The sequence below is a fragment of the Corallococcus aberystwythensis genome (assembly GCF_003612165.1).
Lineage (GTDB): Bacteria > Myxococcota > Myxococcia > Myxococcales > Myxococcaceae > Corallococcus > Corallococcus aberystwythensis.
Genome location: NZ_RAWK01000067.1, coordinates 2758 through 20512, shown reverse-complemented (window position 1 = coordinate 20512; position 17755 = coordinate 2758). Strand labels below are relative to the sequence as shown.

Annotated in this window: 1 protein-coding gene (cut by a window edge); it reads left to right on the top strand. The window is 71.8% G+C overall.

From position 1 onward, the window contains the following. On the top strand, nt 1-17755 hold the 3' portion of the coding sequence (locus D7W81_RS13345) for a non-ribosomal peptide synthase/polyketide synthase (RefSeq protein WP_120555744.1). It extends 14534 nt beyond the left edge of the window; only the last 17755 of its 32289 coding nucleotides appear in the window; its start codon lies beyond the left edge, outside the window; its stop codon occupies nt 17753-17755.

Here is a 17755-nt window from a genome sequence, read left to right as displayed (position 1 = left end):
GCGTTCACCGGAGGAACTGGAGGCGGCGGCGAAGCAGCTGGCGCTGCGGGTGTTGTCGGCGCGTTCACCGGAGTCCCTGGAGGCGTTGTCCGCCCGGTTCTCCGTGGAGGTCGCGGCGGAGGATGGCGGTGGGTTCGCGGACGCGGCGTACACGCAGGCCGTGGGACGCCGCGCCTTCGAGTACCGGCGCACGGTGGTCGCGAAGGACGCGGCGGACCTGGCGAAGCAGCTTCGCAAACAGGCCACGCCCGCGCGGCTGAAGGACGTGGAGGGGGCTCGCCGGAAGCGGGTGGCCTTCGTCTTCTCCGGGCAGGGCTCGCAGCAGGTGGGGATGGGACGGGAGCTGTACGCGTCCGTGCCGGCGTTCCGCGCGCAGGTCGATGCGTGCCTCGCGCTGCTGGACGCGCCGCTGCGTGCGCGGGTGGAAGCGCTGCTGCGTCCGGGCCCCGGCCAGGAGGCGGAGGCCTCCGCCGCGCTCTCCGACACGCGCGTCGCACTGCCCGCCCTGTTCACGGTGCAGGTGGCGCTGGCCCGGCTGTGGCAGGCGTGGGGCATCGTTCCGCACGCCGTCCTGGGGCACAGCTTCGGCGAGTACGCCGCCGCCTGTGTCGCGGGTGTCCTCTCGCTGCCGGATGCGCTGCGGCTGGCCGTGATCCGGGGGGAGCTGATGCATCGGCTGCCTCCGGGCGCGATGCTCGGCGTGGCGCTGCCGGTGGCGGAGGTCCAGCCCCTGCTCTCCGGCCGTCTGACGATCGCGGCGATCAACGCGCCGGACCGGTGTGTCGTCTCCGGACCCGTGGACGAGGTGGAGCGCTTCCAGGCGCTGTTGCAGCAGCGCAAGGCGGGCGCGGTGCGCATGCCGTCCGGTCATGCGTTCCACTCGGCGGACGTGGAGCCGTTGATGGAGGAGCTGGCGCGTGGGGTGGCTTCGCTCCAACTGAACGAGCCTTCCGTGCGCTACGTCTCCAGCCTCACGGGGGCGCTGGCGCGTCCGGGGGAGCTGGGCGCTCCGAGCTACTGGGCCACGCAGATGCGGCAGCCCGTGCGCTTCACCGGCGCGGTGGGGGCCCTGCTGGAAGAGGGGTGCAGCGTGCTGCTGGAGGTGGGGCCCGGCCAGGACCTCACCCCGCTGATGCGCGCGTGCCTGGGCGAGGACAAGGAGCGCGTGAAGGCGCTCGCTTCGCTGCGCCGGGGCGGTGCGACGACGGAACAGTCGGGGCTGTCGCAGTGCGTGGGTGAGCTGTGGATGCAGGGCCTGGAGGTGGACTGGACCGCGTTCTACGCCCACGAGCAGCGCCGCCGCGTGCACCTGCCGACGTACGCGTTCCTGCGCAAGCGCTGCTGGGTGGAGCCTCGCGGCCCGGGCAGTGCCTCCGTGGACGCTGGCGGTACCAGACCGGGTGTCGCTCAGACGGCCGCACCGCAACAACACATCGCCGAGGCTGGATCCCAGACGGAGGCCCTGTCCTCCGCGTCCAAGGCCGTGCCTGCCATGGGGGCAGCGACACCTCGGGCCTCGCCCACGTCGTCCTCCGCGTTGCCCGTGAACACAGGCGCATTGCCGCAAGCCACGGAGGCACTGCCCTCCGTGGAGCGCCCTGCCCTTCCTGTCGCCGGTGGCCGAGAGGACGCGCCTCGCGGTGACGTGGAGGTTCGAATCGCCACGCTGTGGCGCGAGCGCCTGGGCGTGGACTTCGTCGGCCGCGACGACAACTTCCTGGAGCTGGGCGGCAACTCCCTCATGGCCGCGCAGCTCCTGAACCAGCTTCGCGACACCTTCCACGTCCAGGTGCCGCTGGCCGCGCTCTTCGAAGCGCCCACCGTCGCGGGGCTCGCCTCCCGCATCGAGCCGCTGCTCCAACACGCTCCAGCGCAAGAGCCCACGCGCGAGCTGCCCCTCGTGCCCCGCTCCCGGACGGAGGCGCTGCCCCTGTCCTTCGTGCAGGAGCGTGTCTGGCGTCTGGAGCAGTACCTCCCCGGCCTGTCCGCCTACACGATTCCCTTCGTCCTGCGCCTGGAAGGCCCCGCCGACGCCGCCATCCTGGAGCGCACCATCCAGGAGGTCGTCCAGCGCCACGAGGCCCTGCGCACCACCTACGACGCCGTGGACGGCCGGCCCGTGCAGCGCTTCCATCCCCACGTGCGCATCCCGCTTCCCGTCGTGGAGGTGGAAGGCACGCCTGGGGAACGCGAGGAGGCCGCGCTCCGCATCGCTCGCGAGGACGCCGCGCGCCCGTTCGACCTGGTGCGAGGCCCCGTGCTGCGCACCACGCTCGTGCGCCTGCGCGCGGACCTGCACCTGCTGGTCTGCGGCATCCACCACATCGTCTGCGACACGCTCTCCACGTCCCTCTTCCTCCAAGAGGTGGGCCAGCTCTACGCCGCCTTCCTTCAGGGCCGGCCGTCCCCGCTGGCCCCGTTGCCCGTGCAGTACGCGGACTTCGGCGCGTGGCAGCGGCAGTCGCTCGCGGAAGGACGCTTCCCTGAGCAGGAGCAGTGGTGGCGGCAGCGGCTGGCCGGCATGCCCCGGCAGCTCGGCATCCCCACGGACCGGCCCCGGCCCGCGAACTGTCCGCTCACCTCCGAGCGCATGGTGCTCGACTTCCCACCGGCGCTCGCGGAGGCGCTCGTCGCCTTCGGGCGCGGCGAGGGCTTCACGTCGTACATGACGGTGCTCGCCGCGTGGAACGCGCTGCTGCATCGCTATACCGGGCAGGCGGACCTCATCGTCGGCACGCCCATCGGCAACCGCACGCGGCCGGAGCTGCTGCCGCTCATCGGCTACGTGGCGCACTCGGCGGCGTTCCGCACCCACGTCGGGGATGACCCGAGCTTCCGCGAGCTGCTGCACCGCGTGCGGCGCGAGGTCACCGACGTGCAGTCGCGGCCGGACGTGCCCTTCGAAATGCTCGTCGAACAGCTCGTCCCCGGACGGGACATCGGCCGCGAGCGCATGACGGACACGGTGTTCGTCTACCACTCGAATCTGGAGATGGGCGGCGACGCGCTGACGGCCGTCGGCGCGCGAGGCACCTTCATCGAGGTCCCGGGCACGCCCGTGCAGTGGGGCGCCACCCTGTCGGACCTGACGCTCATCCTCACGGAAGAACCCGGCCGCGTGCACGGCGCGCTGGAATATGCGACGGAGCTGTTCGACGCCTCCACCGCGCGGCGGATGCTGGAGCACCTCCAGGTGTTGCTCGGCGCGGCGCTGGCCCGGCCCGAGGAGCGCCTCTCCCGCCTGCCGCTGGCCACCGATGCGGAACGCCGGGCGTGGCCCGTCCCTCCTCCTGTCACGCAGGCCCCGGTCCTGTCCGCGCGGCTGCGCGAACACGTGGTGCGGCAGCCGGACGCCGTCGCCGTGGAGCAGGCCGGGCGGACCTGGACCTGGCGGGAGCTGGCCACGCGTGCGCGGCGGCTCGCCCTGCGGCTCCGGGAACAGGGTGTCCAGCCGGGGGAGCCCGTGGCGATCTGCCTTCGCGCATCGCCAGAGAAGCTGGCCGCGCTGTGGGGTGTACTGGAGGCCGGTGGCGCTCCGGTGGCGCTCGGCCCCACGGACCTGGACTCGCTGGCCGTCTATGCCGTGGAGGGCAGCGTCGTGCCCCGGCTCGTCACCTGGCGGGGGCTGTTCACCTCCACGCGCCTGGACGCCTCGCGCGTCCTGCACGTCGAGGAGGTGCTGAGCGACGCTTCGAGCGTGACGGTGGATGCGGCGCTTCCACTTCCCTCGCCGGAGTCCCTGGCGTGGCTGCTGCCCATGGGCGCGGGGCAGCCCGCGTGGGCGTTGAGCCAGACGTCGCTCACGGGCTTCTTCGCGGGCCTGGATGCACGGCTGCATCCGGCACCGGGCACCAGCTGGCTCGCCGCGTCCGAACCCGCTCCCGAGAAGCCCGAACTGGAAGCCCTCTGGGCCCTGTCGCGCGGGCTGCGCGTGCTGTTCCCCTCCGAGGCAACGGCCTCGCGCGGAAGCTCGGACGCAGCGGCGGTGCGTCCGCTCCAGCTCAGCCTGTCGTACTTCGCCAACGACGAGGACTCGCTCTCCGGGCCCAAGTACGAGCTTTTGATGGAGGGCGCGAAGTTCGCGGATGCGAACGGCTTCTCCGCCATCTGGACGCCCGAGCGGCACTTCCACTCCTTCGGCGGCATCTACCCGCAGCCCGCGGTGGTGTCCGCCGCGCTCGCGAGCGTGACCCGCAACCTGCGCCTGCGCTCCGGCAGCGTCGTGCTGCCGCTGCATGATCCGCTGCTCGTCGCGGAGCAGTGGGCCGTCGTGGACAACCTGTCGCAGGGCCGTGTGGACGTGTCCGTGGCCACGGGCTGGCACGTGCAGGACTTCATCTTCGCGCCCGGGAACTACGCGGACCGGCGCAACATCCTGCTGCGCCACCTGGAGACGCTGCGAGGCCTCTGGCGCGGTGAGCGGCTGCGGCGCCCGGGCGGCAACGGCGTCACGGTGGAGGTGGGCCTGCGCCCGAAGCCGGTGCAGCGCGAGCTGCCCGTGTGGCTCACCGCCACCGCGAACCCGGAGACGTTCCGGCTCGCGGGCGAGCTGGGCGCGGGTGTCCTCACGGGGCTCTTCGCCCACTCGCTGGAGGAGCTGAAGCCGAAGGTGGCGCTCTACCGCGAGGCGTGGCGCCGCAACGGACATCCGGGCCGGGGCCACATCACCTGCATGCTGCACACGTTCCTCGGGGACGACGAGGCGGAGGTCCTCCGGCAGGTGCGCAAGCCGCTGCTGGCGTACTTCCGGAGCTCGGCGGACATCACGACGTCGCTGCTCGCCGCGCAGGGATACCAGGGAGAGATCGCCAAGGTGTCCCGCGAGGACATCGACGCGCTGCTGGAGCACACCTTCGAGCACCACGCGAAGGGCACGGGCCTCATCGGCACGGTGGAGAGCGGAATCCAGCGGCTGCGCGACGTGCGGGCCTCGGACGTGGACGAGCTGACGTGCCTCATCGACTTCGGCCTGGAGACGCCGGTCGTGCTGGAAGGACTGCGGCGGTTGGCAACGGCGCGCGAGGCCGTTGCCGCCGATGCGGTGTCCCACTCGCGGCGCGTGCGTGGCGAGCAGGAGACGGATGCGGAGGAGCTGTTGTCCCTGGCACGGCGGTCGGGCGCGGTGCTGGTGAACACCACGGCGCGGCTGGCCCGAGCATTGACGGACCTCGCGGGAGCGCGCGAGGCCCTGGCGCCGGTAGGTGCATGGATCCTGGAGGACGCGTCGGCGGAGCTGGCATCGGCGCTCCAGCGCACGGCGGGGGGTGACGTGCTGCTCTCGGGCGAGGCCGGTGCTGGCGGCCTGCTGCCCCGTGCGCCGGAGGAGAAGCTGCCCCCGGGGCTGGACGTCTGGGTGCTGGATGCCGCAGGGGAACCCGTGCCCACGGGCGTCGTGGGAGAGCTCGCCCTGGCGGGCGCGGGTCTACCGGCCGCGCTCTGGAGGGCCACAGGTGAGGCGCAGGAACGACTGGTGCCGCATCCACTGCGCGCTTCGTCGAGCCTCTACCGTACGGGCCGCGCCGTGCGCCTGCGCGCGGAGGGTCGCGTCGAGGCCGTGAGCCTTCCTGGGTTCAAGCTGCCCGCCCCGCGCGCTCCGGCCGCGACGGTGCAGGCCTGGTCGTCAGGCGCAATGCCCTCGCCGACGGCAACCTCGCCCCTCGTGCAAGGTGCCGCGAACACGACGGGCCGTGCGGTGCCCCATGGAACGGCGCCTGCCGGTGGAGCCCCTTCGACGGTGTCCGCCGTCGTGGCGTCCGGTGCGCTCCAGGCGATTCCACGTGCGCCGCGTGACCGGCCGCTCCCGTTGTCGTTCGCGCAGCAGCGCCTCTGGTACCTCCAGGAGCTGGAGCCGGAGAGCACCGCCTACAACAACGCGATCATCTTCCGGCTCACGGGCTCGCTGGATGTCACCGCGCTCCAGACGGCGCTTCATTCGCTCGTGGAACGCCATGAGGTCCTGCGCACCACCTATTCGCTGAGCGACGACGGTGCCGTGCAGGTCATCCATTCAACCGGCACCCTTCCCCTGGAGACAGAGGACGTTCCCGGAGATACGGCTGAAGCGCGTGAGGCGGCCATGCTCCGCCGCTGCCAGACGTACACCGCCACGCCGTTCCACCTGGGCACGGGGCCCGTGGCCCGCGCGCTGCTGTTGCGGCTGGCTCCCGACACGCACGTCCTCCACCTGCTCCTGCACCACGTCGTCTCCGATGCCTGGTGCACCCTGGTCATCAGCCGCGAGCTGCCGGTCCTCTATGCCTGCGCCAGCGCGGGCGTTCCTTCCGTCTTGCCGCCGTTGCCGGTGCAGTACGCGGACTACGCCGTGTGGCAGCGTTCGTGGCTGACCGGTCCGGTGCTGGAGGAACAGGCCCGCTGGTGGAAGGACCTGCTCCAGGGCACGCCGCCGCTGGAGCTGCCCACCGACCAGCCCCGCCCCGCCACGCAGTCCTACGCGGGCGCGGCCCACGCCTTCCACCTGCCTCGCGATCTGTCCGAGCCCCTCTTCGCGCTGGGCCGCCGTGAGGGCGCCACGTCCTTCATGGTCTTGATGGCGCTGTTCCAGGTGCTGCTCGCCCGCACCTCCGGGCAGGACGACTTCGCGGTGGGCACGCCCATCGCCGGCCGGTCCCGCCCCGAGGTGGACGGCCTGCTGGGCTGCTTCGTCAACACGCTCGCCTTCCGGGCGAAGCTCAGCGGGGCGCCGGGCTTCCGGGAGCTCGTCTCGCGAGTGAAGCAGCAGGCCCTGGGCGGCTACGCGCGTCAGGACATGCCCTTCGAGCAACTGGTGGACGTGCTCCAGGTGCCTCGCGACCTGAGCCGTACGCCGGTGTTCCAGACCGTCCTCAACGTCATCAACGTCCCCGAGGCCCAGACGACAGGAGGCGCCGGGCTCCAGATTGGCGGCGTGGACGTGCCGGTGACGACGTCCAAGTTCGACCTGTCCCTGGAGGTCTGGGAGCAGCGCGACGGTCTGCGCTGCCGTCTGGAGTACGCCACCGCGCTCTTCGACGCCGGAACCCTGGCCCGCATGGCCGAGCACCTGACCGTGTTGGCCAGGGCCGTCGTCGCCGCGCCGGATGCTCCAGTCGCCACGCTGTCGCTGCTCACGCCGGCCGCGCGCGAACAGGTGCTGCGCGGCTGGAACGACACGCGAGCGGACTTCCCCGTGGGCGCGTCCATCCACCAGCTCTTCGAAGCCCAGGCTGGACGCACGCCGGAAGCCATCGCGCTCCAGTTCGAGGACCAGCGCCTCACGTACGCGCAGCTCGAAGCCCGGGCCAACCAGCTCGCGCACCACCTGCGTTCGCACGGCGTGGGCCCGGAGACGCTGGTGGGCGTGTGCATGGAACGCTCCCTGGAGATGGTCGTCGCCCTGCTGGGCGTCCTGAAATCCGGCGCGGCCTACGTGCCGCTGGATCCGGCCACACCAGCGGAACGGCTCGCGGGGATGATTGAGGACACCGCCGCACCCGTGCTCCTCATCCAGGAGCGCTTCCGCGCCGCGCTGCCTCCGCATGCCGCGCACGTCATCGCGCTGGACGCCCGGTGGGATGCCATCGCGCGCGAGTCCACCGCTCCGCCTCCGCCGCTGGCCGGTGAAGACGCGCTCGCCTACGTCATCTTCACCTCCGGCAGCACCGGCCGTCCCAAGGGCGCGATGAACGCGCACGCGGGTGTCGTCAACCGCCTGCGCTGGATGCAGGCGCGCTACGGCCTGACGCCATCGGACACGGTGCTCCAGAAGACGCCGTTCAGCTTCGACGTGTCCGTGTGGGAGTTCTTCTGGCCCCTGATGACGGGCGCGCGGCTGGTGCTCGCGAGGCCCGGCGGGCACCAGGAGCCGGACTACCTGGTGGCGCTGATGGCGCGCGAGAGCGTGACGACCGCGCACTTCGTGCCGTCCATGCTGCGCGCCTTCGTGGAGGAGCCCGGCCTGCAGTCCCTGACGCGCCTGCGACAGGTGATGTGCAGCGGCGAAGCCCTGCCTGCGGATCTGGTGCACCGCGCACAAGCCCGCCTGCCGCACACCACGCTGCACAACCTCTACGGCCCCACCGAGGCCGCCGTGGATGTGACGTCCTGGGAGTGTCCGCGCGACACAGCGCTCCGCGTGATTCCCATCGGACGGCCCGTGGCCAACACGTGCATGTACGTCCTGGATGCCCACGGCCAGCCGGTGCCCCTGGGCGTCCCGGGCGAGCTGTTCATCGGCGGCGTGCAGGTGGGCCGGGGCTACTGGCGCCGCCCCACCCTCACGGCCGAGCGCTTCATCCCCGATGCCTTCAGCGACACGCCGGGCGCCCGGCTGTACCGCACGGGAGACATCGCCCGGTGGCGCGCCGACGGCACGTTGGAGTACCTGGGCCGCGCCGACTTCCAGGTGAAGCTGCGCGGCTTCCGCATCGAATTGGGCGACATCGAAGCCGCCATCCAATCCTGGCCCGGCGTACGCGACACCGTGGCCGTCGTGCGCCAGGACAGCCCGGGAGGACCGCGCCTCGTCGCCTACGTCAGCGTCGACGGCGGAGAGCTCGACACTGCGGGGCTGCGCGCGTTCCTGCACTCGCGGCTGCCCGAGTACATGGTGCCCTCCGCCATCGTCCGCATGGAGGCGCTGCCGCTCACCTCCAGCGGCAAGGTGGACCGCAAGGCCCTGCCCGCGCCGGACGCGCCCGCCGCTGCACGCGCGGAGCCCATCGCCCCACGCGACGACACCGAGCGCGCCCTCGCGGAGATCTTCGCGCAGGTGCTCGGCATCGCGAGCGTCGGCGTGCGGGACAGCTTCTTCGAACTGGGCGGCCACTCGCTGCTCGCGACCCAGGTGGCCGCGCGAGTGCGTACGCGCCTGGGCCGGGAGGTGCCGCTGCGCACGCTGTTCGAGGCCCCCACCGTGGAGGCGCTCGCCCGGCGCATCGCTGCGTCCGGAGCCGTGGCCCCTGCTCCGGCCCCGCAGGAAACGGCGACCGAGCCCACGGGCCTCACGCCCCTGACGCGCGGAGTCCGGCCCGCGGTGCTGCCGTTGTCGTTCGCGCAGCAGCGGCTGTGGTTCATCCATCAACTGGGTGTCGCGGATGCGGCGTACCACCTGCCGTTCTCACTCCGCCTGGAGGGCACACTCGACCTGGGCGCGCTCCAGCGGAGCTTCGACCGGCTGCTGCGCCGTCATGAAGTCCTGCGCACCACGTTCCGCGAGTACGAAGGGGCCCCGGAGCAGGTCATCCACGCGCCCGGTCCGCTGCCCTTGCGACAGGTGGACCTCACCCACATTCCGGACCCCGAGCAGCGCCGCGCCGAGGCCTCACGGCTCGCCACCGGGGAAGCACGCTCGCCGTTCGACCTGGAACAAGGCCCTCTCCTCCGGGCCCTGCTGCTGAAGCTGTCGCCCACGGAGCACGTGCTGGTGCTGAACCTGCACCACATCATCTCCGACGGCTGGTCCACCGGCGTCCTCGTGCAGGAGATGGGCACGCTCTACGCCGCGCTCTCCCGCAACCTCTCCTCTCCGCTGCCGGAGTTGCCGGTGCAGTACGCCGACCACGCGTTGTGGCAGCGCGGCTGGTTGCAGGGCGCGGTGCTGGACGCGCAGCTTGGCTACTGGCGGCGGCAGCTGGAAGGCGCACCGTCGCACCTGGAGCTGCCCACGGACCATCCGCGTCCGCCCCGGCAGACCTTCCAGGGCGCGCTGATGCCGCTCACCCTTCCACGGCCTTCGAGCGAAGCCCTGGAGGCACTGGCGAAGCGCGAAGGCGCCACGCCGTACATGGTGCTGCTGGCCGCGTTCCAGGTGCTGCTCGGCCGTTACGCCGGTCAGGATGACGTGCTGGTGGGATCGCCCATCGCGGGCCGCCGCCACGCCGAGTCCGAGGCCCTCATCGGCTACTTCGCGAACACCGTTGTCCTGCGCACCCGGCTGCGTGACGACGACACGTTTCTCACGCTGCTGGCGCGCGTGCGGGACACCACCCTGGGCGCGTACGAGCACCAGGACCTGCCGTTCGAGAAGCTCGTCGAGGATCTGCACCCCGCGCGCGACGCATCCCGCACGCCGTTCTTCCAGGTCACCTTCACGCTGCAGAACGCGCCGCTGCCGCCACTGGCCCTCCCTGGCCTGACGCTCCAGCCGATGAACGCCGACCCGGGTGCCATCCGCTTCGACCTGGAGCTGCTGCTGCACCGTGCGCCGGAGGGCTTCACGGGCGGACTCAACTTCAACACCGCCCTGTTCACGCCCGGCACGGTGGCCGGAATGGCCCGGCACCTGCGGGTGCTGCTCGACGCCGCGGTGGACACGCCCTCCGCCCCGCTGACACGTCTGTCACTGCTCACCCCCGAGGAGCGTCAACAGGTCCTGGCCACCTGGAACGACACCGCGACCGAGTATCCGCGTGACGCCTCCGTGCCCGCGTTGTTCGCGGAGCAGGCGGCGCGCACACCGGATGCCATCGCCGTGCGGATGCCAGCGAGTCCAGACGCCATCCTGTCCGCGGACGCGGCGCCGGTCGCTGTGCGTGAACTCACGTACGCAGAGCTGGATCGGCGCTCGAACCAGCTCGCGCACCACCTGCGCAGGCTGGGCGTGCGGCCCGGCGACCGCGTGGGGTTGTGCGTGGAGCGGTCACCAGCGCTCGTCATCGGCATGCTCGGCATCCTCAAGGCGGGCGCGGCCTACGTGCCCGTGGAAGCGAAGGCCCCGGCGGATCGCACGGCCTGGGTGCTTCAGGAGGCGGGCGTCAGCGTGCTCGTCACGCAGGAGGCGCTGGCGGACGAACTGCCGGCGGTGGCCGGGCTCCTGGTCCTGCTGGACGCGGAGTCAGACCTCATCGCGAAGCAGCCGGACACGGCGCTGGACGTGCGGGTGCCCGCGGAGGCGCTGGCCTACGTGATGTTCACGTCGGGCAGCACGGGCCGTCCCAAGGGCGTCTGCGTGCCCCACCGGGGCATCGTGCGCCTGGTCCGGGGCAACAGCTTCATCACCTTCGGTCCGGAGCAGGTGTTCCTCCAGGCCGCACCGGTCGCGTTCGACGCGTCCACGCTGGAGCTCTGGGGCGCGCTGCTGCACGGTGCGAAGCTGGTGCTGGCACCGCCGGGAATGCTCTCGCTGTCGGAGCTGGGCACGCTGCTCGCCGTGGAGGGCGTCACCACGCTGTGGCTCACCGCCGCCCTCTTCGAACAGATGGTGCTGTACGAAGGCGCGTCGCTCGCGGGCGTGCGGCAGGTGCTGGCGGGCGGTGACGTGCTGCCCGTGTCACGCGTGTGGGAACACCTGGCGCGGATGGCGCCGGACGCCGTGCTCGTCAACGGGTACGGCCCCACGGAGAACACCACCTTCTCCACCACGCACACGCTGCGCGCGGGAGACACCGTGGAGCGGTCGGTGCCCATTGGCCGGCCGCTGGCGAACTCCACCGCGTGGGTGCTGGACGCGCACCTCCAGCCCCTGCCCCCCGGACTCCCCGGCGAGCTGTACGTGGGCGGCGACGGCCTCGCCTGGGGCTACCTCCAGCGGCCGGACCTCACCGCCGAGCGGTTCATCCCGAATCCCCACGCCACCACACCGGGCGCCCGCCTCTACCGCACGGGGGACAGGGCCCGCTGGCGCGATGACGGCACGCTGGAGTTCCTGGGCCGCACCGACTTCCAGCTCAAGCTGCGAGGCTTCCGCATCGAGCCCGGGGAAGTGGAGGCCGTGCTCCGCCAGGCCCCCGACGTGCGTGAGGCCGTCGTGCTCGCGCGCGAGGACCTGCCCGGTGAGAAGCGGCTCGTGGCCTACGTGGTCCTCGACGAGGACGGCGCCAGCACCGACCGGGTGAAGGCGCACGCGCAGCGGCAGCTCCCCGACTACATGGTGCCGTCCGCCTGGGTGATGCTGCCGTCCCTGCCCCTGTCACCGAACGGCAAGGTGGACCGCAAGGCCCTGCCCGCGCCCGAAGCGCCCCGGTCTTCCGAGACGACGCGCGAAGCCCCGAGAAGCGCACGGGAAGCCCAACTCGCGGCCATCTGGGCGGAGGTCCTGCACCTGGATGCCGTGGGCATCCACGACGACTTCTTCGAACTGGGCGGCCATTCGCTCCTGGCCACGCAGGTGGTGTCGCGCATCCGCGCGGTGCTGGGTGTGGAGCTTCCCCTGGGCGAGCTGTTCAACGCACCCACCGTGGCTGCGCTCGCACAGCACCTGGGCACCACCCCGAACCCTCACGCCCACGTCCCGCCGCTCACCCGGGCCCCGAGGCCCTCGCGACTGCCGCTGTCGTTCGCGCAGCAGCGGCTGTGGTTCATTGATCAGCTCGAACCGGGCAGCGCCCTCTACAACATGCCCGTCGCCCTGCGGCTCCTCGGAGCACTGGACGGGGCCGCGCTCAAGGGAAGCCTGGACGCGCTGATGGCGCGGCACGAAGCCCTGCGCACCACGTTCCGTACGGAAGCGGGCCAGCCCGTGCAGCACATCCACGCCAACGCCACCGTGCCGCTGGAGCAGGTGGACCTGAGCGCGCTGGCCAACACCGAAGCCCGGCTGCGCGAAGCGGAGCGCCTGGCGACGGAGGAATCCCAGCAGCCGTTCGACCTGGAGCGAGGGCCCGTCATCCGCGCCCTGCTGCTCAAGCTCGCGGCGGAGGAGCACGTGCTGGTGCTCCACCTGCATCACATCGTCTCAGACGGCTGGTCGCTGGGCGTGATGGTGCGCGAGCTCACCGCCCTCTACGCGGCCCTGCGCGAGGGCCGTCCGCCCGCGCTCCCGGAGCTGCCCGTGCAGTACGCGGACTTCGCGCTCTGGCAGCGCGACTGGCTCCAGGGTGAAGCGCTGGAGGCGCAGCTCGGCTGGTGGACGCAGCAGCTCGCGGGAGCACCCCGGGCGCTGGAGCTGCCCACCGACAAGCCCCGTCCCGCCGTCTCCACCCAGCGCGGCGACACGGTGCCGGTGCACCTGCCCCTGGCCCTGTCCGAACGCGTGGAGTCCCTGGCGAAGCAGGAGGGCGCCACGCCCTTCATGGTCCTGCTCGCGGCCTTCCAGACCGTGCTGCACCGCTACTCCGGTCAGGACGACGTACTCGTCGGCACGCCCATCGCGAACCGCCGTCACGCGGAGACCGAAGGCCTCATCGGATTCTTCGTCAACACGCTGGTGCTGCGCGGAAGCTTCGGACCCCGGACGACGTTCCGGGAGCTGCTGGCCCAGGTGCGCACCACCACGCTGGGGGCCTACGAGCACCAGGACGTCCCCTTCGAGCGATTGGTGGAGTCCCTTCAAGCGAAGCGCGACCTGGGGCGCATGCCGCTGTTCCAGGTGATGTTCGCGCTCCAGAACGCGCCGGTACCGGAGCTGTCACTGCCCGGGCTCACCGTGCGCCCCGCCGCGCTCGGGGAGCGGACCACGTCCCAGTTCGACCTGAGCCTGGACTTCAACCGCCGCGAGGACGGCTTCCGGGGAACGCTCGAGTACGCCACGGACCTCTTCGAACGGCCCACCATGGCGCGGATGTTCAATCACCTGCGCGTGCTGCTGGAGGCCGTGCTCGCGAAACCGGATGCACCGCTGTCCAGCCTGTCCCTTGTCTCAGTGGAAGAGCGGCGGCGGCTCCTGGGCGACCTGGCCGGGGGTGTGTCGTCCTTCGACGGCAATGGCACGCTGCACGGCCGCTTCGAGGCGCAGGTGGAACTCACGCCGGACGCCGACGCCGTGGTGTTCGGAGAGACGACGCTGTCCTTCCGGCAGCTCAACGTCCGGGCCAACCGGCTCGCCTGGCACCTGCGCTCGCTGGGCGTGGGCCCGGAGGTTCCGGTGGGCCTGTGCCTGGAGCGCTCGGCGGAGTGCGTCATCGCGCTGCTCGCGGTGAACAAGGCCGGGGGCGCCTTCGTGCCACTGGACCCCTCAGCGCCCGCCGCGCGCAAGTCGTTGCTCCTCAAGGATTGTGGCGCGTCCGTACTGGTAACGACGAAGGCGCTGCAAGAAGCGTGGCGCCCGGACGTGCCCCACCTGGTGCGGATGGACGATGAACTGGTCCGACTGTCGGACCAGTTGGCGGCCAACCCGCCCCCGGCGGCGGGCCCGGGGAACCTCGCCTACGTCATCTACACCTCTGGCTCTACCGGGACGCCCAAGGGCGTGATGGTCCGCCACCGCTCGCTGCTGCACCTGCGCCATGCGCTGGCACGAACCGTGTACTCGGGACAGCCCCCTGGGCTCCGGGTCGGAGTCAACGCGCCGTTGTTCTTCGACGCGTCCATGGACCAGATCATCTGGATCATGGACGGCCACTGCCTGTGCCCTGTCCCGGCGGACATCCGGCTGGAGCCGGAGCGGATGCTCGCGTGGCTGGAGCGGACGCGGGTGGACACGATGGACATCACGCCCGCGCAGCTGAAGCTCCTGCTGGACGCGGGGATGCTGGAGCGCCCGCGCCTGCCGTCACTGCTGCTGGTGGGGGGTGAGGCGCTGGACGAGGTCCTCTGGCGACAGCTCGCTGCGACCCGGCGCACGCGGGCCTTCAACACCTACGGCCCCACCGAATGCACCGTGGACGTCACCCAATGGGACCTCCAGGGGACGCCGCACGCGCTGCCCGTCATCGGGCGGCCGCTGGACAACCTGCGTGCGTACGTGCTCGACGAGCGTCAGGAGCTGGTGCCCTTCGGTCTGCCGGGAGAGCTGTGCTTCGCCGGTGAGGGCGTCGCACGGGGCTACCTGGGCCGGCCGCATCTGACGGCGGAGCGCTTCATGCCGGACCCGTTCGGCACGGAGCCCGGCGCACGCATGTACCGCACGGGGGACAAGGCCCGTTGGCGCGAGGACGGCACGCTCGACTTCATGGGCCGCCTGGACTTCCAGGTGAAGCTGCGCGGCCACCGCATCGAGCTGGGCGAAATCGAGTCCACGCTGCGCGCCCACCCGGGCATCCGGGACGCGGTGGCGCTGGTGCGCGAGGACCTTCCGGGCGACTCGCGCCTGGTGGCCTACGTCACGCCGGAGGTGGACCTGGCCCCGCTGCGGGAACACCTGCGCCGGCACCTGCCGGACTCCATGGTGCCGGCCGTCCTCCTCGCCCTGCCCGTCCTGCCCCTGACGCCGAACGGCAAGCTGGACCGGAAGGCGCTGCCCGTACCGGACGCGTCCCGGCTCCCCACGCGGGTCTCCGAACCGCCAGCCTCGACCACCGAAGCGCGACTTGCCGCCATCTGGGAGGAGCTGCTGCGCGTGCCCGGCGTGGGCCGTCACGACAACTTCTTCGAGCTGGGTGGGCACTCGCTCCTGGCCACGCAGGTGGTGGCCCGAGTTCGCGCGCGCTTCGGCGTGGAGCTGCGCGTCCGGGCCCTCTTCGAAACGCCCACCGTGGCGGAGCTCGCGCGGCGGCTGCCGGACGCCGCGCCCACGCCTACGCTGCCGCCGTTGACGCGGATGCGGGGGGACGGACTCGCGCTCCTATCCTTCGCCCAGCAGCGGCTGTGGTTCATTGATCAGTTGGAGCCGGGCAGCCCGCTCTACAACATGCCCTTCGCGCTGCGGCTGTCCGGAGCGCTGGACGTGCCGACCCTCCAGCGGGCCTTCGACGCGCTGGTGCAGCGGCACGAAACCCTGCGCACGACGTTCGAGGCTCACGACGGAACGCCCCGCCAGCGCATCCATCCCGCGCCTACGGGAACGCTGCGCACGGAGGACCTGGAGGCCCTGCCCACGCAAGCGCGAGAGGCCGAGGTCTGGCGCCGGGTGGACGCGGATTCGCTGCGTCCCTTCGACCTGGGCACGGGTCCCCTGGCGCGCTTCACCCTGCTGCGACTGGACGCGCGGGAGCACGTGCTCCTCCTGTGCACGCACCACACCATCTCCGACGGCTGGTCCTTCGGGGTGCTCGTGCGCGAGCTGGTGGCGCTCTACGAAGCGTTCCGCCAGGGCCAACCTTCGCCGCTGCCGGAGCTGCCCGTGCAGTACGCGGACTTCTCCCGGTGGCAGGCCTCGTGGATGGAAGGCCGGGTGCTGGAGGGACAGCTCGACTGGTGGCGGCGCGAGCTTGAAGGGGCGCCGCGCACGCTGGAGATGCCGACCGACCGGCCCCGTCCGTCCCGCCGCTCCGCACAGGGGGCACTGCTGCCCGTCCAGCTGTCACCCACCTTGAGTGACGCGGTGGAGGCGCTGGCGAAGCGCGAGGGCGCGACGCCGTTCATGGTGCTCATGGCCGCGTTCCAGCTGCTGCTGTCGAGGTACGCCGGACAGGACGACGTGCTGGTGGGCACCCCCATCGCGAACCGCCGCCATGCGGAGACCGAAGGCCTCATCGGATTCTTCGTCAACACGCTGGTCCTCCGGGCCCGCTTCCCCTCGGACGCGTCGTTCCGGAAGGTCCTCGCGCGGGTGCGCGCCACCACGCTGGGCGCATACGAACACCAGGACCTCCCCTTCGAGCGGCTGGTGGAAGCACTCCAGCCCGAGCGCGACCTGGGCCGCACGCCGCTCTTCCAGGCCCTCTTCGCGCTGCACAACACACCAGAGCCGGAGGTCGTCCTCCCGGGCCTCACGCTGAAGGCGGTGGACGTCGCCCCCACGACGGCGAAGTTCGACCTGGACCTGGCCCTCACCCGGCTGCCCGACGGCTTCCAGGGGGCGCTCACATACAGCACGGACCTCTTCGACGCCGCCACGGTCCAGCGGATGATGGAGCGATGGAGCACGCTGCTGGAGACGGTCCTCGCCGCGCCTGACGCGCCCCTGGACCGGAGGACCCTGCTGACGGAGGAGGAGCTGCGCCGGATGCACCTCCCGGAGGCTTCGGCCTCTCGTCTTTCCGAGGCCAGTGACACGGCTCCGCGCGACGGCCTGGAGCGGGAGCTGGCGGCGCTCTGGGAGGAGCTGCTGGACGTCCGGCCCATCGGCGTGACCCGGTCGTTCTTCGACCTGGGAGGCCACTCCCTGCTCGCCGTGAAGTTGATGGCGCGCATCCGGGAGCGCTTCCAGCGCGAGCTGCCCCTGGCCGCCCTCTTCCAGGCGCCCACGGTGGAGAGCCTGGCCCGGCTGCTCGGACAGGCGCCCACGGTCTTCTCCCCGCTCGTGCCCATCCAACGTGAAGGAGCGCAGCGGCCGTTCTTCTGCGTCCACCCGGTGGGCGGCAACGTGCTCGCGTACGCGGCGCTGGCGAAGCAGTTGGGGACGGAGCAGCCCTTCTACGGGCTCCAGTCTCAGGGGCTCGATGGAAGCCGTCCGCCGCTCGACACGGTGGAGGCGATGGCGGCGCTCTACGTGGCCGCCGTGCGCACCGTGCAGCCCCACGGCCCCTACCGGCTGGGCGGCTGGTCCATGGGCGGCGTGGTCGCCTTCGAGATGGCCCGTCAGCTCCAGGCCCGTGGCGAGGCCGTGGAGCTGGTGGCCCTCATCGACCCCAGCCCGGCGACGGAGGACCGCGTGCCTCTGGACGTGGATGACGCGGGCCAGGTGGCCACGTTGTTCGAGCTCGACCAGGGACAGCTCGCGTCACCGGAGGCGGCCACGGCGACAGGGCGTGCGCTCCTGCAGGTCTTCACCCACAACCTGCGGGCCCTGAAACATCACCGTGTCGGCACCTTCACCGGCCGCGTCCTCCTGATCCAGGCCGGTGATGCTCCGCCCCCCGGGGATGACGGATGGAGCGCGCACGTCCAAGGCGAGCTGACGCGGGAAGTGCTCCCCGGCACCCACTACACGCTGCTTCGCGAGCCCCACGTCCAACGGCTCGCGGAGCGCCTGACCGAAGCGCTCCAGCGCCATGTCCAGGGAGGGCCTGAGGGGGCATGA